Below are 18,846 nucleotides of genomic sequence, written 5' to 3' on the forward strand. Positions count from 1 at the left end.
AATAGATCAACGAATGTTGCGCTCAGCGCCCGGAAACACGGACTTCGCCCACGTTTCACAGCCCTGAAATCCGGCCCTCGCGGGGGCAGGGAGTCGGGGGTCAGTGATGGTCACGCGGGACGACGTGGGTGCTGGACGCCCGGTGGAAGAGCTCCCCGTCGAGCACCGCCTCCTCGGCGATCTCCACCGTGAAGGTGTCCCTGTCGCAGCTCATCCGGCTCGTGAGGCGGATGGTCGCCTCGTGCCCGTCCCACGCGAACTCCTGGGCGCACCGGCGGGTCATCACCGCGCTGAGCGGGTCGCCGTCCTCGACCTCCCACTCCGCGTCGTCCTCCAGGACGCCGAGCCGCCACCCCTCCGCCGGCGAGCCGACCGAGGAGTACCCGGCGTGGCCCTTCGCCGTGACCAGGTGGCCGGGTCGGGGCTCCTCCGAGCGCCAGTACGCCGTGGACTCGTCGACCTTCTCCAGCTCCGGCGCCGGCGCGATGACGGGCGTGCCGAGGTCGGCGGCGTCCAGGGGGCGCACGACCGAGCGGTCGAGGACGGGCAGCACCACGGTGCTCGGCCCCACCAGCACGTCGAGGTCCACCAGGTCCGGCAGCGGCCAGATCCACGGCCAGTAGGCGGTGGAGACCGCCAGCCGCAGCCGGTGGCCCGGCGCGAACCGGTAGGCGGTGTGCTTCAGGCGCAACCGCCACTCCTCCGGCTCGCCGGGGCGCAGCGGGCGGACCTGCTCGGGCAGGCTCCCGTCCCGGTGCGCCAGGTTGAGGTTGCCCCACGAGACCAGGTGCGAGTGCCCGTCGGGGTCGACGTCGCACAGCCGCACGAAGACGCTCGCATCGGCCGTCGCGGCCACGGTCGTGAGGGCCAGCTCGACCTGGCCGAGGATCTCCAGCCCGTCGTCCCCGACCTCCAGGTCGAAGCAGAGCGAGCGCGCGTCGTCCTCGTCCTGGACGACGGGCAGGTCGGTGGGCACGCCCATCGGCAGCATGTGCCGCGCGCGGGCACCGACCCGCAGCGAGCCCTCGTGCCGGACGGCGGCCGCGGCCGGGCGGTCGGCGGCGAGCCGCCCGTCGGCGGTCGGGTGCAGCACCCGCGGCGTCGCGGCCCGGGCGACGTCCTCGGGGCGGTCGACGGCCAGCCAGGTGCCGGGCCGGTGGTCGAGGTCCTCGCGGCTCGGCGTGAACTCCTGCAGGTAGAAGGTGTGGGCGGGGTCGTCCTCGATCCCGTTCTCCTCCCCCAGCAGCCAGTGGTCCCACCAGCGGCGCGAGAAGGCCAGGAAGTCGATGCCCGGCCCGGGCTCGGGCCGCTCGGGCCAGGTGTGGCCCCACGCGCCGATCAGCAGCCGGGTGGAGTCGGGCTGCCGGGCCTGCACGCGGAAGGCCGCGTCCGTGTAGGCGTCCGCCCAGCCCCCGACCATGAGGGCCGGGCACCCCAGGCCACCCTCGGTGAACTGCACCGAGCCCTGCTGCCAGTAGGCGTCCTTGCGGGCGTGGGAGAGCCACAGCGCCGTGTAGTCGACGTTGGAGCGCAGGCGGGTGCGCCACTCCGAGCGCCAGTCGTCGTACGCGGCGACGTCCGAGCGCGGCGGCCGCATGTTGTAGAGGTGGAGCTCGCTGCCCCAGAGGTTCATGTAGAAGCCGAGCGGCGACCCGCCGAGGTAGTGGACGTCGGTGGCGAACCGGTCGTCGGTGGAGGCCTCGGAGATGACCGCCTTGAGCGCGGGCGGGCGGAGGGCCGCGACCTGGAGGGAGTTGAAGCCGCTCCAGGAGATGCCCACCATCCCGACGTTGCCGTTGCTCCAGGGCCGGGCCGCGAGCCAGGCGACGACCTCGCAGATGTCGCGCTGCTCCTGGGTCGAGTACTCGTCGAGCAGGACGCCGCCGGAGCTGCCCGAGCCGCGCAGGTCCATCCGCGCGCAGACGTACCCGTGGCCGGCGAAGTAGCCGAACCGCGTCTCGTCGTCGAGCACCGAGACGTCGTCCTTGCGGTACGGGATGGCCTCGAGGATCGTGCCGGTCGGCCGGTCGTGCCGGGGCCGCCAGAGCTTGACCGAGACCAGCACTCCGTCGGCCATCGGCACCTCGACGACCTCGCGGTCGACCTCGTATGGGAGGTCGGTGAGCACGGGGGTCGCGGCGACGGCGCCGTCGTTGTTCATCACCACGTGGGATCGGACTCCTTCAGTTGCGTCCACGACAACAGTAGTTGTTCACTGCACACGTTTCCTACGGCCTCCGCTGCCATCGACGCGACGAACGGAAGACCAGTGCGACTCAGCTCACGGGCCCAGCAGCTCCGCCCCTCGACGATCCGCGCCATCGCCGAGCGCGCAGGTCAGGTCACCCACCCGCTGGTCCGCCTCGACATCGGTGAGCCGGACTTCCCCGAGCCGGCCGTCCTCGCCGAGGTCGGCGGCGAGATCCTCGGCGCGGGCAGCAGCTACCTGCCCACCCGCGGCCTCCCGGCGTTCCGGGAGCGGCTCGCCGAGCACCTCACCGCGTCCCTGGGCGACTCCCTGGAGGCGCCCCTCACCGCGGACGCCGTGCACGTGACCGCCGGCGGCTCCGAGGCGCTCACCCTCGCCTTCGCGCTGTTCTGCGACGCCGGCGACACCGTGCTGCTGCCCTCCCCCGGCTACCCGGGCTACGGCATGTTCACGAGCACCCTCGGGGTCCACACACGCACCTACGCCCTGGACCCCGAGGACGGCTGGCGGCCCGACCTGGCTGCCATCGAGGCCGGCCTCGCCGACGGCGCCCGCGTCGTGGTGGTCAACAGCCCCAACAACCCGACGGGCTCGGTCGTGAGCCGCGAGGACCACCTGCGCATCGTCGAGCTGGCCCGCGCGCACGACGCCTGGGTCGTGGCCGACGAGGTCTACCACGCGATGCAGTTCAGCGGCGACGTCCTCAACGCCTACGCGCTGGCGCCCGACCGCACCATCGGCGTCTACTCCTTCTCCAAGACCTACTCGATGACCGGGTACCGGCTCGGGGTCGCGCTCGTGCCCGAGGCCCTGCGCGAGAAGTACACGATGCTGATGATGGGCGGCGTCTCCTCCATCGCCCAGGAGGCCGGCCTGCGCGTGCTCGACACCGACACCGCCCCCATGCACGCCTTCTACGCCGCCCGCCAGGAGCTGGCCACGAAGGTGCTCGAGGCCCACGGCCTGCCGTCCTGGCCGGCCGCGGGCACCTTCTACCGGCTCGTGGCGCTCCCGGACGGCGCGGACGACATGGCCGTGGCGCTGGCGCTCGTCGAGGCCGGCGTGGTGGCCGTCCCCGGCTCCGCGTTCGGCGAGCTGAGCGGTCACGGCACCTCCTACCTGCGCCTCAGCCTGACCCGGCCCGACGAGGAGATCGAGCGGGCCGTGGCCGTCATCGCCGAGGTGCTCAGAGGTGGAACCACCGGGTCTTGAGCCCGGTGTACTTGTCGAGGGCGTGCAGCGAGAGGTCCCGGCCGTAGCCGGACTGCTTGAAGCCGCCGAACGGCACCGTGACGTCGATGGCGTCGACCCCGTTGACGGTCACGGTGCCCGCGACGAGCGCGTCGCTCACGCGGTGCGCACGGCGCAGGTCGTCGGTGAACACCGAGGCGGCCAGGCCGTAGCGGGAGCGGTTCGCCAGCTCGACGGCCTCCTCCTCGGTGTCGAACGGCGTCACCGCCAGCACCGGGCCGAAGACCTCCTCGGCCCACAGGGGGTCGGTCGGCGAGACGTCCGCGAAGATCGTGGGCTGCACGTAGGCGCCCTGCTCGGGCAGGCCGGCCGGCACACCTCCGCCGGTGACGAGCCGGCTCGTGGCCCGCGCCGCGTCGACGTGCCCGAGCACGCGGGTGCGCTGCTCCAGCGAGACGAGCGGGCCCAGGTCGGTGCGCTCGTCGAGGGGGTCGCCGACGCGGAGGGCCTCGGCCTCGCGCCGGACGAGGTCGAGGAGCTCGTCCACGACCGGCCGCTGGACCAGCAGACGGGAGTTCGCCGAGCACACCTGGCCGGTGCAGAAGAAGACGCCCGCCGCGGCCCGGGCGGCCACGGCCGCCAGGTCGCCCGCGTCGGCGAAGACGAGGTTGGCGCTCTTCCCGCCGCACTCGGGCCAGACCTGCTTGAGGTTCGACTGCGCGGAGTAGCCGAGGAAGAGCTTGCCCACCTCGGTGGAGCCGGTGAAGGCGACCGCGTCGACGTCCTCGTGCAGGCCGATGGCGCGGCCGGCCTCGGCCCCGAAGCCCGTCACGACGTTGAGGACGCCGTCCGGCAGGCCCGCCTCGGCGCACAGCCTGGCGAACGCGAGCGCCGAGAGCGGCGTCTGCTCGGCGGGCTTGAGCACCACCGAGCAGCCGGCCGCCAGCGCGGGGGCCAGCTTCCACATCGCCATCTCGAGCGGGTAGTTCCACGGCACGACAGCCCCGACGACGCCGAGCGGCTCCCGGGTGACCAGCGCCAGCGAGGAGCGACCCGTGGGCGCCACCTCGCCGTACACCTTGTCGACGGCCTCGGCGTACCAGCGCAGGATCGCGGCGGTGCCCGGGACGTCCCAGGCATGGGTGTCGCGGACGAGCTTGCCGCCGTCGAGGCTCTCCATGAGCGCGAGCTCGTCGCGGTGCGCGTCCACCAGGTCCGCGACGGCGAGCAGCACCCGCTTGCGCTCGGCCGGGTCGGCGCGCGACCAGTGTCCCGCCTCGAACGAGCGGCGGGCGGCGGCGACCGCGCGGTCCACGTCCTCGTCTGCCCCGCGCGCGACCTCGGCGAGCACGTCCCCGGTGGCCGGGTCGACCGTCGCGAACCGCTCCCCCGACGCCGCGGGCACGAACGCCCCGTCGACGAACAGGTCCCGCTCCAGCGTCATCGACGCCCGGACCTCGGACCACACCGGCGTGCTCATCCCTGCTCCTCCATCTGTGCTTGCTCGTCCTGCTCGTCGTGCTGATCTGTCGGCTGGGGTGTGGGGTGCCGCTCCCCGGCGCCCGAGCCCAGGTCCACCCGCGGCGACCCGGGCACGACGAGGACCTTGACGGTCCCCGCGGCGGCGTGGGCGGCGGCGTGGGCCGCGGCCGGGACGTCCTCGACGTCCACCACGTGGGAGACGAGCGGCGAGGGGTCGAGGGTGCCCTCGGCCAGCAGCCGGATGGCGTGCCGGAACGAGGTCAGGCCTGGCTCGCTCTGCGCGCCCTGGGCCCCCACCAGGCGCAGGTCCTTGTGCAGGAGGTCGAGGACGCTCACGGCCAGGTCGCCCGGCTCGTCGTCCGGGAGGCCGAAGACCCCCATCGTCCCGCCCCGCGCGGTGCGCTCGTAGCACTCGCGGCGACCCTCCGGGGTCCCCGAGGCGTCCACGGTGAACGGCACCTGCGCGCGCTCGGCCGGCGCCTCGCGGGCGCCCAGGGCGAGGGCGAGGGCGAGGCGGTGCGGCACCGGTTCCGACACCTGGACGTCGGCGCAGCCCAGCGCGCGCAGCAGCTGGACGAACAGCAGCCCGGCGGGGCCGGCACCGCAGACGAAGGCCGCGGCGGGGACAACGGCGGGGACAGCGGCGGGGACGACGCCCGCCTCCAGCACCGCGTCACCGAGGAAGGTGCGCAGGCCGTGGACCACGGTGCCGAGCTGCTGGGCGAAGACCGCCACCTCGGGGTCCAGGTGCGAAGGCATCGGGAGGAGCTGCGACTCCCGCGCCGCCTGGTACGGCGCGCACACGCGACCCTCGGCCGGGAACGGCAGGTGCAGGACGCGGGTGCCGGGCGCCAGCGCGCCGGAGGGACAGGCGAGCACCTCGCCGAAGGACTCGTGCCCGAACACGTCGGTGTCCTCGCCGTAGGAGTGCGAGCCACGGAAGCGGTGGAGGTCGGAGCCGCACAGGGCCGAGGCGAGGGTGCGCAGCAGCACCTCGCCCTCCCCGGGGACCGGCACCGGCAGGCGCCGGACGGAGAGCGCCCCGTCGGGCTCCACGTAGACGGCCGGCATCAGCCCGCCGCTCGCCTCGCCGCTCGCCTCGCCTGGTGTCGCCCCGGTCATCGCCCCGCCTCCTCGACCCACGCGACCAGTAGGTCGGCGAGCAGGGCGGTGCGTCGCTCGACCGACTCCACGGTCACGTACTCGCCCTCGGCGCAGTTGTGGAAGCAGACCGGCCCGAAGCCGTCGAGGGTGGGGACGCCGGCAGCGGCGAACGTGCTCGCGTCCGACCCGCCGCGCTCGTGGACGCCGAAGGGCACCTGCCCGGGCCCGTGCACCGCCAGCAGCAGCCGCCACGGCTCGGCGGAGCGCTCGACCGGCAGGCCGGGCCGGGTGCGTCCGCCGTGCACGACGACCTCGCCCGCGAAGCCGTCCGCGACCCGCGCGGCGATCCGTCGCACCCCGTCGACCGCCGCCTCGAGCACCTCGTCGTCGTCGGCCCGCAGGTCGACCTCGAGGAAGCCGCGGCCGGCGGCGACCTGGCGCGACGCCCCGGCCTCCAGGTGGCACACGGAGACGAGGACCTCGGGGCCGCTCAGGGCGGCCACCTCGGTCGCGATCGGCACGAGCGCGTCCAGGGCGTTGACCCCACCGGGCTCGGTCACGTGGACCGCGCGCCCGGTGACCTCGACCTTCATCGCCCCCACCGCGCCGCGGGAGGTGACGTACCCGTCGCCCGGCTTGCCGGCCTCCAGGCCGACGCAGAGGTCCGCCTCCGCCACCCACCGGTCGACCAGCGGGCGCGAGGCCACGCTGCCGACCTCCTCGTCCGGGATCACCAGCAGGACGACGCGGGCGCCGAGCCCCCGCACGGCCAGGGCGTCCACGGCCCGCCGCCCGGCCTCCGCGGCGAGCAGGAGCGCAGCCTTCATGTCCCCGACGCCGGGTCCCTCCGCGCGGGTCCCGCCGAGCGTGAAGCGCCACGACGGGTCGTAGTCCGCAGGCCAGACGGTGTCGCTGTGCCCGACGAGCACCAGCGTCGGGGCCGGGCCGTCCCCGCCGGCGGTGAGCTCGGCGACGACGGCGTCGCCGTGGCCGGTCACCGGGTGGCGGGCCACCGCGTAGCCGAGGGCCTCCAGGTGCGTGGTCAGCAGGTCGCCGACCCGGTTGATCGCGTCGACGTCGAACGACCCGCCCGGCGTGTCGACGAGCCGACCGAGCAGCTCCCAGGGGAAGGCGGTCACGGGGTCGGGCACGGTGCGCTCAGGCGGCCGGGACGGCCGGGCAGACCCAGGCGTCCTGCGCGTCGAAGCCGAGCCGGACCGGCTCCCCCAACGCCAGGCCGGTGGCCGTGCGCAGGTCGGCGTTGGCGACGAGGTCGCCGGAGGGCAGCGTCACCTTCACCGAGGTGTAGGAGCCCTTGAAGGAGAGGTCGGCGACGGTGCCCTCCAGGCACACGCACGGGCGGGGCGAGGCGGGCCCGAGCACGCGGAGGCTCTCGGGCCGGACGACGACCACCCAGCCGTCGGGCGCGGCGGTGCCCGCGGCGTCCGGCACCTGCGCGACCTCGGCCGCGGGCAGCTTGAAGTGCTCGGCGACCACCGTGGCGTCGTCCTTGCTCAGCACCGGGAAGGTGTTGGCCGTGCCCACGAAGTCCGCGACCCGGGCGTTGCCGGGCTGGTGGTACATCTGCGTCGGCGGGGCCACCTGCACCAGCTCGCCGGCGTGCATGAAGCCGATGCGGTCCGACATCGTGAACGCCTCCTCCTGGTCGTGGGTGACGTAGAGGAAGGTGACGCCGGTGGCCCGCTGGATCTCCTTGAGCGCCATCTGCATCTGGTGGCGCAGCTGGAGGTCGAGGGCACCGAGCGGCTCGTCGAGCAGCAGGATCTTGGGCTCCAGGACGAGCGCGCGGGCCAGCGCCACGCGCTGCTGCATGCCGCCCGAGAGCTCGCCGGGCTTGGCGTGCGTGCTGGCCTGGAGCCCGACCATCTCGACGGCCTCGTCGACCTTGCCGCGGATCGAGCGGCGCGGGACGTCCGCCTGCTTGAGGCCGAAGGCGATGTTGTCCGCGACGCTCATGTGCGGGAAGAGGGCGTAGTTCTGGAAGACCGTGTGCACGGGCCGCTTGTGGCTGGGCACCCGCGAGATGTCGACGCCGTCGAGGACGATCCGGCCGGAGGTCGGCTGCTCGAGGCCCGAGACCAGCTTGAGGGTCGTGGTCTTGCCGCAGCCGCTGGAGCCGATGAGGGAGAAGAACTCCCCCCGGTCCAGGGTGAGGTCGAGGTCGACGAGGGTCGGCGCCGAGGCCGACGCGTACTGCTTGGTGACGCCCTCGAGGGTGAGGAGCGGCTCGGAGGTGGTCACGATCAGCCTCTCTTGTCGGTGCCGACGGCACCGAGGTTCCGGACCCCGGTGAGGGTCAGGGCAGCGAACAGCGGGACCAGCGAGAACACCATGGCCAGGAGCGCCACCGCGTTGACGTCGGCGGTCACACCGTGACGGATCATCCCCATGATCAGCGTGGGGAGGGTGGTGACGTCGGGGCCACCGAGGAACGTGGGGCTGACGACGTCGTCCATGGAGAACGTGAACGTCATCAGGAAGGCCACCAGGATGCTGGGCACCATGAGCGGCACCGTGACGCGGGCGAACACGACGTGCGGCCGCGCGCCCAGGTCGCGGGCGGCGTTCTCGTAGACGTCGCTGAGCTGGCTCATCCGGGCGTTGATGATGAGGAAGGCGTAGGCCGAGCAGTAGACGACCTGCGAGGCCACCACGAGCGCCCAGCCCAGCTCGATCTCCAGCAGGCGGGTGATGAGGAAGATGCTCATCACCACCACGACCTCGGGCATCACCATGCGCAGGAGGACGAGGGAGTCGTCCGCTCGGTCGAGCCGGCCCGAGCGCAGCCCGCGTCGCCCCACGGCCGCGGTGAAGGCCACCGCGACGGAGAGGGCCGCGACGACCACCGCGCAGACGAAGGAGTTGCGCAGGTCGGTGCGGAACTCGGCGTCCCGCAGCGTCTGGTGCAGCCAGCGGGTCGTGAACCCGCCCCACTCGAGCAGCAGCTTGTCGCCGTTGAAGGCGTTGGCAGCGATCGCGACGATCGGCACCCACAGGAACAGCAGGCCGAGGACGGCCAGGACGGTGACGGTCTTGTGGTTCGTCATGCCGCGCTCCTGGTGAGGACGCGGGTGGCGAGCCGGACCAGGGCGGCGATCCCGCGCGGGCCCCAGTTCGCCACCAGGATGACCGCGAGCAGCAGCATGGCGATCGCGGCGCCCGCGGCGTAGTTGCCCGTGCCGGTGAAGGCGTTGGTGACCAGGTTGCCGATCATCAGCGTCTTCCCGCCGCCCAGGACGGCCGGGATCGTGTACTCCCCCAGGCAGGGGATGCCGACCAGCAGCGCGGACACGGCCACGCCCGGCAGGGACAGCGGCAGCGTCACCTTGAACCAGGCCTTCGCCGGGGAGTAGCCGAGGTCGTACGCGGCCAGCACGAGGTTGCGGTCGATCTGCTCGAGCACCGAGTAGACCGGCAGGATCGACAGCGGCAGGTAGCAGTAGACGATGCCGATGAGCACGGCGGTGTTCGTGTACGTGAGGTCCAGGTCCGAGGACGTGAGCCCGGTGAGGCTGAGCATCCAGGGGACGAGGTCGCCGGGGCCGAGCAGCGTGAGCCACGCGTAGACCCGGACGACGAACGCCGTCCAGAACGGCGTGATGACCGCCAGCAGCAGCAGCTTCTGGGCGCGCCCGGAGGTGAGCGAGATGGCGTAGGCGATCGGGTAGCCGATGAGCACGCACGCGATCGTCGCGACGACCGAGAGGAAGATCGAGTTCTTGAACGCCACGAAGGTGCTGGAGCGGAAGAGCTCCGTGTAGTTCTCGAAGGTGAGGACCCAGTCCAGCTTGCCGGTGTCCCAGTTGAAGGTGGCCAGGGAGGCGACCGCGAGGAACACGATCGGCACCAGGAACAGGACGACGACGAGCAGCCAGGTCGGCACCATCGCCAGCAGGCCACCCAGCGCGGACCCGACACGGGTCGCCGGGCTGCGCCTCGCGGGCGGGGTCGTCTGGCTGGTCGGCGGGCGGGTCGCGCCGGCGTCGGGCCGGTCATCTACGAGCATCCACGTCCTCGCGGTCGGGCTCCGGGCAGGAGCGGGTCGAACACAACTCTCGTTGACAATAGCGCAACAAAAGCGCAGGTCAGGGGGCGGGAAGCAGCCGTCATGCCGCTTTTACCGGCCCGCAACATCCCCCACAGCGTCCTCGTGGACGGCGATCACGACAGGCCCAGGAACCCCTGCCCCGGCCCGGTCCCCGGCGAAGGAGGCCACGAGCGCGACGAGGTCGTCGAGCGTCCTCGCGCGGACCCCGCGGGCCCCGAACGCGGTCGCGAGTCCGACCGGGTCCGGATAGCCGAAGCGGACCCCGACCGGCTCGATCGACGCCGCGACCATCTCCTCCTCGATCTCCTGGTAGCCGCCGTTCTCGACCACCACGTAGAGCAGCGGAAGGCGCTCCTCCACGGCCACCGAGAGCTCCGGCAGGGAGAACAGGAAGGCGCCGTCACCGGCCAGCGCCACGGTGGTCCGCTCGGGGGCGGCCAGGCACGCCCCGATCGCGGCGGGCAGCGCGTAGCCCAGCGGCGCGAAGCCGTCGGGGTAGAGGAACGAGCGCGGGGTCGCGAACGGGTAGTGCACCCCGGTGCCGAGGTAGGAGACCTGCGAGCTGTCGCCGGTCAGCACCACGTCGTCCGGGAGCACCGCGGCCAGGCGGTCGTGCAGCCCGCGCAGGGGGCCGTCGTAGTTCGCCTGGACGGCGTCGGCCAGGCCGCGCTGGCGCTCCCAGCGGTCAGCGAGCGGCGTCGGCGGGTCCGCCTCCAGCACAGCCAGGAGCGCGTCGAGCGTGGCCGCCGCGTCGGCCACGACCAGCAGGTCACCGGGGCGGCCGTGCGCCAGGCGGCCCGGCTCGACGTCCACCCGGCACACGGGCGGCAGCGAGGCCGCCACCGCGGGCGGGACGTCGCGCTGGGAGAGCTCGGAGCCCAGGACGAGCAGCAGATCGGCGTCCGCCAGCCGCTCGGGCGCGTACGGCAGGACGGTGGTGGGCACCGCGTCCGCCCCCTGGTCCAGGACGCCGGCCGCGGCCCGCGAGGTGGCCACCGGGGCGCCGAGCAGGTCGGCGAGACGGTTGACCTGGGCCCGGGCGCGCACCGCTCCCCCGCCCACCACGAGCATCGGGCTCCGCGCCGAGCGCAGCCGTGCGGCCAGCTCCGCGACCAGCCCGGCGGGCGCGGCCCCCGGGGACAGGACCGGGAGCGCCGGCAGGGGCGCGGTGGCCGGCGCCGCCAGCAGGTCGATCGGGACGTCGAGGTGCACGGGGCGCGTGCGGGCGACCTGCCATCGGGCGAAGGTCTCCACCACGTCGCCGTAGAGGCGCTCCTCGGAGCGGGGGCGCAGGCTCGTGACGAGCCCCGCGAGGCTGGCGTGCTGGTCCTTGCTCTCGTGCAGCCAGCCGACCTCGTGGCCCTCGTCGGCGATCCGGGCGCCGGTCGAGATGGCCAGCACCGGCACGGAGTCGGCCCACGCGGTGGCCAGCGCCGTCGCCGCGTTGAGGATGCCGGGGCCGGTGGTCGTGACGAGCACGCCGGGCCGTCCGGTGGCGCGGGCGTAGCCGTCGGCCGCGAACCCGGCGCCCTGCTCGTGGCGCGGGTTGACGAGCCGGATCGAGGAGCGGGCCAGCCCGTCGAAGACCGGCAGGTTGTGCGAGCCGGGGATGCCGAAGACGACCTCGACGCCGAGCTGCTCCAGCAGCTCCACGAGGGCCACCCCCACCGTGCGGGTGGGCGGGAGGTCGGGCGTGCTCATCGGGGGTCCCCTTCCGGGTCGGTGCTCGGGTCGGTGCGCGGGTCGGTGCGCGGGTCGGTGCTCGGGTGGCTGGTGAGGTGGAGGTCGGTCTCGAGGTCGACGCCGGTGTCCGCGTACCCGCTCGCGTAGCCGACGTCGGGGTCCAGGGCGCGGCGGACGTAGTCGTCCCGCTTGGTGGCGGTCGCCTCGACCAGGTGGGCGAGGGCGACCAGGGGGGTCGGGGAGGAGTCGACGCGGACGTCGACGTAGGGGAACGGCTGCTCGAGGTGGACCTGGAGCGCGGCCGAGACCAGCGGCGACTGCTCGCCGCCCGCCTCCTCGCCGGCCCGGAGCGCGGCCACGAGCCGCGCGGCCAGGTCCTCGCCCTCGCCGGCGCGGTAGCGGTCGGCGACCGCCCGGCCCACGGCGGGCGAGGCCAGCACGTTGCCGATGACCGCGAAGGAGTCGAAGGCCTCGGAGTAGCACCACCGGGGGTCGACGAACCTGCCCGAGTACACGGCGGTGCGGCCCCCGGCGTCGACGACCGCGAGCTGGCGGGCGGCGGGGCGCGTGGCGCCGGCGAGCACCTCGGCCAGGGCGGCCCTCGCGTCGAGGCCGGAGGCGAGCAGGTCGAGCCCGCGCGGGCCCAGGCGGGGGTCCGTCGTGTGCTGGGTGAGGACGCCGCCCACGCCCGCGCGACCGAAGGCCACCCGGGCCCCGACGGCGAGGTCGGCGGTCGTGGCCGCCAGCCCGATCGCGCCGGTGGCGGGGTCGCGGGCCAGGATCGAGAAGGTCACGGGGCGACTCCTGCCTGGTCGTCGTGGGGTGGACGGGACGGTCCGGGCCGGCGACGAGCGTGCCACCCCTGGCTGTGCGGCTGCTGTGCGGGGGTGCCCGCGCGGTCGCCGCTCAGGAGGCGGCTCGGTGGGTGCCCACGAGCTCGCCGTCCACGAACATGAGCGGCTCCCCCTCGTGGGCGGCCACCCCGGTCACGCGCCCGACGACGATGTGGTGGTCCCCGCCCGGGAAGACGGCGTGCACCTCGCAGGCCAGGTGCCCGCGCGCCCCGGCGACGACCGGGACCCCGGCCAGCGGCCCGCCGAGCTCCTCACCAGGCTCGGTGCAGAAGACCTCCATCGACGCCAGGTCCCGACCTCGACCGGCCAGCGCGGTGGCCACCTCGCCCTGGTGGGCGCTGAGGACGCTGATCGCGAACGGTCGCCCGGGCTCGACGAGCAGCGGTGCCATCTGGCCCTCGTGCCGCACGCAGACGAGCACGAGCGGCGGGTCGAGCGAGACGGACGTGAAGGAGTTCGCCGTCATGGCGGAGACCTGACCGTCGTCCGTCAGCGCCGTGACCGCCGTGACCCCCGTCGAGAAGCGCCCGACGGCGCGACGGAAGACACGCTGGTCGAGGGCGTCGGTGGACGTCACGGAGGCGCTCACTTGCCCACGCGCGGCACCGTGGCGCCGTCGATGTAGCCCTTGCCGGAGAAGTCGCCGTTGAGCAGGCCGCGGCCCACGCTGGCGGTGAGGTGCTCGTCCCGGGTGTGCAGCGTGAACACGCGGGCGTCGCGGTAGGCCTGCTCCAGCGGGAGGGAGCGGAAGACCGCCCGCGCGCCGCAGATGTCGAACGCCTCCTGCGAGACGTGCAGCAGCACCTTCTTCGCCACGTGGAGCACCTGGAGGGACTTCAGCTCCGCCAGGTCGGGGTCCTCGCCGCGCTCCCACTCGGCGGCCGCGACGTCCAGGCCGGCGCGGAGCATCGCGAGCTGGGAGGCGGAGGAGCCCAGCCGGACCATCATCAGGTCGCTGTGCTGGAGGTGGGGACGCTTGCGCACCCACGCCAGGCAGAAGTCGAGGATGCCCTGGGCCTGGCCGACGTGGTTGGCGGCGAAGCCGAGCGAGAACGTGCGGACCTCGTCCTTGACCCAGTAGCCCGGGGCACCGAAGACGGCGTCGGCGGGGAGGTGCAGGTCGGTGACCTTCACGCCCCAGCTCACGGTCGCGCGCATGCCCATCACGTCCCACTCGTCGACGAGCTCGACCTCGGGGGCGTCGGAGGGGACGAGGACGCAGACGGTGCGCTGCTCGTAGGGCGCGTCGCCCGGCACGGCCAGCCAGATCAGCAGGTAGTCGGCGCCGGCGGCGACCGAGGCGAAGTGCTTCTCGCAGGTCAGCACCCAGCTGCCGTCGTCCTGCGGCTGCAGCTCCTGGACGTAGAGGCCGTCGGAGGTCTTCGCCGGCGAGGACTCGCTGCCCACGGAGGCGAGCACCTTGCCGTTGGCGACGATGTCCTTGACGTAGGTGTCGTGCTGGGCGGGCGTGGCCGTCGCGCAGAGGATGCCGAGCGCGTGCGAGTGCACCTGGAGCAGCTGGCTGGTGTTGCAGTCGAACGCGGCCATCGTCGCCAGGAGGCGGTAGTAGGTGCCGAAGCGGTCCCCCGCCCACAGGCCCTCGCCGCCGAGGTCCACCGGCGCGGTGAGCGCCAGCAGGTGGTTCTGCCGCAGCAGCTCGAAGTTCTCCGCCGGGAAGGACTCCTCCCGGTCGTGCTTCGCCACGGTCGCCGTGAACGGCTCCCGGAAGCTCTCCACGAGCTCCAGCAGCTCCGCCTCGCTACGCATGCAGCACACCCTCCGTCGTCTCGACTTTGTTGAGCATCCATCAACTTGCGTTGCGAAGTTAGCACCGGATTCAGGGCGCGCTCCGGCGCAGGCCGTAACGAGTGTGTTAATCCTCGACGGCCCTCGACGGCCCCCGGTGAGGACGGGGGCGGGCGGTGCGGCGGGACCTCAGCCGCGCGGGTCCTGCTGGCCCTGAAGGAAGTCGTTGGCGTGGCCGGCGATGCCCTGCAGGCCCTTGATGATGAGCTCGCGCTGCGCCTCGAAGCGGCCCTCCGGGGCGGAGACGGCGACCGTCGCGTAGACGCGGTCGGCGTAGTTGCCGACGTCGAAGATCGGGACGGCCGCGCTGGTCACGTGCTCGCCGCCGGGGTCGGTCACGACGGCGTAGCCCTGCTCGGCGATCTCGCGCAGCTGGCGCCACACCGTGCTCCAGCTGCCGACCTGGGCCCTGTCGCGGCGGGCGATCGAGTCGTAGACCGCCCGGACCTCCTGCTCGTCGGAGCGCACCAGCAGCCCGTAGCCGCTGGCGGTGCCGATGAGCGGCTCCGGGCGCCCGGTGCGGATCTGCACGTAGAGCATCCGGTCCGGCTCGAAGACGGCGAGGGCGCGCTGCTGGCTGCCGTCGCGGACGCTGATGTAGACCGTCTCCTCGATCTCCGCGGCGAGCTGGGCCAGGCGGGGGTACGTGGAGCTGATCGTCTGCGCGAGCAGCGCGCGGGAGGCCATGTGCACGACGGCCCAGCCCAGCTGGTAGCCCCGGCGCGGGCCGAGCCGCTCGACCAGCCCGTACTTGGCGAACGTCGCCAACGAGCGGGAGACCTGCGCCTTGTCCATGCCCGAGCGCTCCGCCAGGCCGGACACGGTGAGGACCCGCTGGTCCTCCTCCGGATCCGCGAAGGCGAACAGGAGCGAGAGTGCCTTGTCCAACGATGACGCGATCGCCGTGCTCACCCCACGCCCCTCCTGTCTCTCGCCGCACACGCTGCCCGGCCACACCTTGCCCGGCCACACCCTGCCCCGGCCACGTGACCGTCAGCAGTCGGACACGTTACGCCGAGCGACCGGGCTGCGGGGGCAGCGCAACGACGTCCGCCACGCGCGGGGAGCAGCAGGACGCCGGGGACGGACCCGGTAGCGTCCGGAACCCACCCACCAGGAGGCCCCGCCCGTGAGCGCCCGATGAGCACCACCGAGGACACGTTCGACTACCTGGTCGTGGGTGGTGGCACCGCCGGGGCGGTGGTGGCCCGCCGCCTGGCCGAGCTCACCGACGCCACGATCGCCCTGGTCGAGTGGGGCCCCAGCGACGAGGACGAGCCGCGCGCGCTCGACATCACGCGGCACGCCGAGATGATGGAGGGCGAGTACGACCTCGACTACCGCTGCGAGCCGCAGGAGCGCGGCAACTCGGCGATCCGGCAGTCGCGCGCCCGCATCCTCGGCGGGTGCAGCACCCACAACACCATGATCATGTGGCGGCCGCCGGCGGCCGACCTGGAGGAGTGGGAGGCGCTCGGCGCCGAGGGCTGGGGACCCGACGTGGTGCTGCCCTACTACGAACGGGTCACCAGCCGCGTCCGCAGCGGACCCATCCCGCCCGAGCACCGCAACCCCTACCTCGCCGACGCCACGCAGGCGGCCGCCGACGCGCTGGGCGTTCCCCTGGTCCCCGACTGGAACACCGGCTTCGAGCCGGTGGAGGGCGCCGGGTTCCTCGACATCGGCTACCACCCCGAGACCCGGGTCCGGTCCTCCGCCTCGGTCTCCTACCTGCACCCCCTGGCGGACCTGCCCGACCGCCTGCGGGTGCTGCTCGGTCTCCGCGCGGTGCAGGTGCTGGTCACGGGCGCCCGCGCGCACGGCGTCCGCGTGGTCGACGGGGAGGGACGCGAGCGGGTCCTCACCGCCCGGCACGAGGTGGTGCTCACCGCGGGCGCGATCGACACGCCCCGACTGCTCCAGCTCTCCGGCATCGGGCCTCGCGCGGTCCTCGAGGCGGCCGGCGTCCCCGTCCTGCTGGACCTGCCCGGCGTCGGCGAGAACCTGATGGACCACCCGGAGGGCCTCGTCGTCTGGGAGGCGGCACGCGCGCTCCCGGACGTCCGCGCGGCCGACTGGGACGCCGCAGTCCTGGCCCGGATGCCCGGCTCGCAGGAGCAGCGCCCCGACCTGCTCGTGCACGTGCCGCTGCTGACCTGGGCCGAGCACGCCACCGCGCTCGGCCACGACGTGCCGGAGCCGACGCTCTCCCTCACCCCCAACGTCGCGCGCGCCAGGAGCCGCGGCCGGGTCTGGGTCGACTCGGCCGACCCCGAGCGTCCACCCCGGATCGACTACCGCTCCTTCACCGACCCCGACGGCCACGACGAGCGCGTGCTGGTCGAGGGGGTGCGGATGGCTCGGCGGATCGCCCAGGTCGAGCCGTTCGCCTCGTGGGTGGGCCGCGAGCTCTTCCCCGGCCCGGACGTGCAGGACGACGAGGAGCTCTCCGCACTCGTCCGAGCGACCCACCACACCGTCTACCACGTGTCCGGCACCTGCCGGATGGGTGCGGTCGACGACCCCTCCGCAGTCGTCGACCCCACCCTGCGCGTGCGCGGCCTGGACGGCCTGAGGGTGGCGGACGCGTCGGTGTTCCCCGTGCTCACGGCCGTCAACCCGGTCGGCACGGTGTTCACCGTCGCCGAGCGCGCCGCCGACCTCCTGGCCGCCGACTGGCCCGGCCGCTAGGCGATCCCCTCCGCGTCCAGCACGACGTTGGCCAGGTCGCTCAGGGTGAACTGCCCCGACCGCCGGCCCGGGAGCGTCGGCGTCCACGTGGGCTCCACGTTGAGGTACGACGTGGGGTCACCGGCGAGGAGCCCCACGAGCACCTCGGCGACGATCCGCCCACCCACCGGGCCCAGCTGGGTGCCGCCCGTGAGGACGTCGGCCTCCTTCAGGCAGTAGAACCACAGCGGCGTGCGGTCGACGAGCGCGTCGACCTGGGCGCTCGTGAGCGTCGAGTCGCCGTAGAGCTGCTCACGCCCCAGCGGCTCCAGCCCCATCCTGCGGGCGACGTCCTCCCCCGCCGGCAGCCCCATGCGCTTGCCTCGGACGAGGTTGAGCGTCGCCAGCGACCGCGCCACGTCGGGCGGGAAGCCGGAGACGATGGCCTGTGCCTCCGCGGTGGACTCGGGCAGCCGGCCAAGGGGGTGCGCCAGCTGCGTGTCGATCCGGAAGGACGGCTGGGGCAACCCCGCCGGCAGGCTCGTGTCCTGGGCCCCGCGGATGCCGGGCAGGAAGAACCGCCAGTCCAGCCCCCACTCCTTCTCCAGGGGCCGGAACCCGTTGAGCGACTGGTGCGGGCCGCCCTCCCCGGAGAACGTGGGGATGCGGGAGACGCCGGGGATCGGCGGGTCCACCACCGAGGCGTCGTTGAGGGCGTAGCTGGGCCGCACGGTCGAGTGCCCGTAGCGGTAGGCGGCCACGGAGAACTCCACGGGCATGTACGGGTTCTCCCGCCACCGGTAGAACCGCAGGTCGGGCCTCGCCGTGCTGCCCGACGCGCTGGGCGAGGTCAGGTAGCTCGACTCCCCCAGCAGGCTGTCGACGACGTCGTCGCCCACCAGCCGCGGGAGGAAGTCCCGGACGACCACCCACTGGTAGTGCCACCGGACGACCTGCTGGGCGAGCCGGAACCGGTCCCCGCGGGACCAGGTCGGGTGCTCCGCGCTCACCTGGTCGACGACGGCGTTGTGGAAGCGCAGCACCAGGCACTGGAGCTGGGCGATGACGAGGTTCTCGTCGTTGCGCGGGTCCCCGATGAGCGCGCGGCCGCTGGCCACGCGGGGCAGGTCGGGGCCGGCGTACCGGGCGTCCCCCGAGACCTCCTCGCCGAGGGTGAAGTGCAGGCCGCCGGGCTCGTACAGGTACGGCTGGTCGGCGGGCCCGCGGCCGTAGACGTTGTCCAGGTCGAAGCGGGGGGTGCGGAAGTTGACCAGCGCCTCGGGGTCGTTCTGGCGGGTCAGGCTCGAGACCGGGTCGAAGGTGATGTCGTGGTCGACGAACTGGCCGAAGAACGTGTACGCCGCCGGTGCGCGGAGCTCCCCGTGGCGCACCGCGGTGTTCTCGCCCCGGTCGTCGCTGTCGATGGGCAGGTCGAGGTGGCCGCCGGTGACCGGCTGGATCATGGACTCGGCCAGGGCGACGAGGACGTCGTCGGGCACGTCGTGGCTGGGCAGCTCGCGGAACATCCGACCGAAGCGGCCGGCGAAGCTGCGTGAGGAAGGGGTCCCCTCGAGACCCCTCGGAGCGAGCCCCCCGTGCGCGGCGCGCGCGGCGGAAACAGGTGCGGGCATGGCGGCCTTCCTTCGCCCCGGACGGCCCGTCCGCCGCCCGGGGCACCGAGATGTGACTGGGATCACTGACACGGTAGGAGGTATGCCGACCTGCACCTATGTCTCCGCCGCGACCCGTGCGCCCCGGGGACGTGGCAGGTCGCAGCG

15 protein-coding genes are annotated in these 18,846 nt (G+C 73.6%); 2 read left to right on the forward strand and 13 right to left on the reverse strand.

The features are described from left to right. Window positions 1–100: 100 nt before the first annotated feature. Window positions 101–2,161 carry a CocE/NonD family hydrolase gene (locus E8D37_RS03490; RefSeq protein ID WP_240770172.1) on the reverse strand — a complete coding sequence of 687 codons (2,061 nt, stop codon included), beginning with the start codon at window positions 2,159–2,161 and terminating at the stop codon, window positions 101–103. A 108-nt stretch (window positions 2,162–2,269) separates the two neighbouring features. On the opposite strand from E8D37_RS03490, the gene E8D37_RS03495 reads away from it, so the two are divergent. Continuing rightward, window positions 2,270–3,421 carry a pyridoxal phosphate-dependent aminotransferase gene (locus E8D37_RS03495; RefSeq protein WP_168929594.1) on the forward strand — a complete coding sequence of 384 codons (1,152 nt, stop codon included), beginning with the start codon at window positions 2,270–2,272 and terminating at the stop codon, window positions 3,419–3,421. Here the strand turns inward: E8D37_RS03495 and E8D37_RS03500 are convergent. The 11 genes from E8D37_RS03500 to E8D37_RS03555 all read right to left on the reverse strand — a co-directional run bounded on the left by E8D37_RS03500 (window position 3,396) and on the right by E8D37_RS03555 (window position 15,310). Continuing rightward, on the reverse strand, window positions 3,396–4,880 hold the full coding sequence (locus tag E8D37_RS03500) for an aldehyde dehydrogenase (RefSeq protein ID WP_136568360.1): 1,485 nt from the start codon (window positions 4,878–4,880) through the stop codon (window positions 3,396–3,398). The two genes, E8D37_RS03495 and E8D37_RS03500, sit on opposite strands and share 26 nt — an antisense overlap. Then, entirely contained in the window at window positions 4,877–6,004 is a 1,128-nt protein-coding gene (locus E8D37_RS03505; protein WP_136568361.1) for a zinc-binding dehydrogenase, read from the reverse strand. Before E8D37_RS03505 ends, E8D37_RS03500 begins: the two co-directional genes overlap by 4 nt. Then, entirely contained in the window at window positions 6,001–7,125 is a 1,125-nt protein-coding gene (locus tag E8D37_RS03510; protein WP_168929595.1) for a M20/M25/M40 family metallo-hydrolase, read from the reverse strand. Before E8D37_RS03510 ends, E8D37_RS03505 begins: the two co-directional genes overlap by 4 nt. Before the next feature lie 19 nt (window positions 7,126–7,144). Continuing rightward, the gene (locus tag E8D37_RS19690) at window positions 7,145–8,248 is read right to left on the reverse strand and encodes an ABC transporter ATP-binding protein (protein ID WP_168929596.1); all 1,104 of its coding nucleotides are present in this window, start codon (window positions 8,246–8,248) and stop codon (window positions 7,145–7,147) included. 2 nt (window positions 8,249–8,250) lie between these two features. Then, window positions 8,251–9,054 (reverse strand): ABC transporter permease subunit, encoded by an 804-nt coding sequence (locus E8D37_RS03525; RefSeq protein ID WP_136568363.1) that lies wholly within the window; start codon window positions 9,052–9,054, stop codon window positions 8,251–8,253. After that, a complete protein-coding gene (locus tag E8D37_RS03530) occupies window positions 9,051–10,013 on the reverse strand; it encodes an ABC transporter permease (RefSeq protein WP_136568364.1) in 963 nt (320 codons plus the stop codon). The genes E8D37_RS03525 and E8D37_RS03530 overlap by 4 nt, the downstream gene beginning before the upstream one ends. 111 nt (window positions 10,014–10,124) lie before the next feature. After that, window positions 10,125–11,756, reverse strand: coding sequence for a thiamine pyrophosphate-binding protein (locus E8D37_RS03535; RefSeq protein ID WP_136568365.1), 1,632 nt, complete (start codon window positions 11,754–11,756; stop codon window positions 10,125–10,127). Beyond that, window positions 11,753–12,532: a DUF1028 domain-containing protein gene (locus E8D37_RS03540; RefSeq protein WP_168929597.1), complete on the reverse strand. Its 780-nt coding sequence runs from the start codon at window positions 12,530–12,532 to the stop codon at window positions 11,753–11,755. Before E8D37_RS03540 ends, E8D37_RS03535 begins: the two co-directional genes overlap by 4 nt. A 112-nt stretch (window positions 12,533–12,644) precedes the next feature. Beyond that, window positions 12,645–13,181, reverse strand: a complete 537-nt coding sequence (locus E8D37_RS03545; RefSeq protein WP_168929598.1) for a flavin reductase family protein — start codon at window positions 13,179–13,181, stop codon at window positions 12,645–12,647. Further along, a complete protein-coding gene (locus E8D37_RS03550; protein ID WP_136568368.1) occupies window positions 13,178–14,359 on the reverse strand; it encodes an acyl-CoA dehydrogenase family protein in 1,182 nt (393 codons plus the stop codon). Before E8D37_RS03550 ends, E8D37_RS03545 begins: the two co-directional genes overlap by 4 nt. A 168-nt stretch (window positions 14,360–14,527) precedes the next feature. After that, a complete protein-coding gene (locus tag E8D37_RS03555) occupies window positions 14,528–15,310 on the reverse strand; it encodes an IclR family transcriptional regulator C-terminal domain-containing protein (protein ID WP_168929599.1) in 783 nt (260 codons plus the stop codon). A 228-nt stretch (window positions 15,311–15,538) separates the two neighbouring features. On the opposite strand from E8D37_RS03555, the gene E8D37_RS03560 reads away from it, so the two are divergent. Continuing rightward, on the forward strand, window positions 15,539–17,089 hold the full coding sequence (locus E8D37_RS03560; RefSeq protein WP_136568370.1) for a GMC family oxidoreductase: 1,551 nt from the start codon (window positions 15,539–15,541) through the stop codon (window positions 17,087–17,089). Here the strand turns inward: E8D37_RS03560 and E8D37_RS03565 are convergent. Then, on the reverse strand, window positions 17,086–18,699 hold the full coding sequence (locus E8D37_RS03565) for a heme peroxidase family protein (RefSeq protein WP_206055543.1): 1,614 nt from the start codon (window positions 18,697–18,699) through the stop codon (window positions 17,086–17,088). The two genes, E8D37_RS03560 and E8D37_RS03565, sit on opposite strands and share 4 nt — an antisense overlap. Between the last annotated feature and the right edge of the window lie 147 nt (window positions 18,700–18,846).

The sequence above is a fragment of the Nocardioides sp. GY 10127 genome (assembly GCF_004919085.1).
Taxonomy (GTDB): Bacteria; Actinomycetota; Actinomycetes; order Propionibacteriales; family Nocardioidaceae; genus Nocardioides.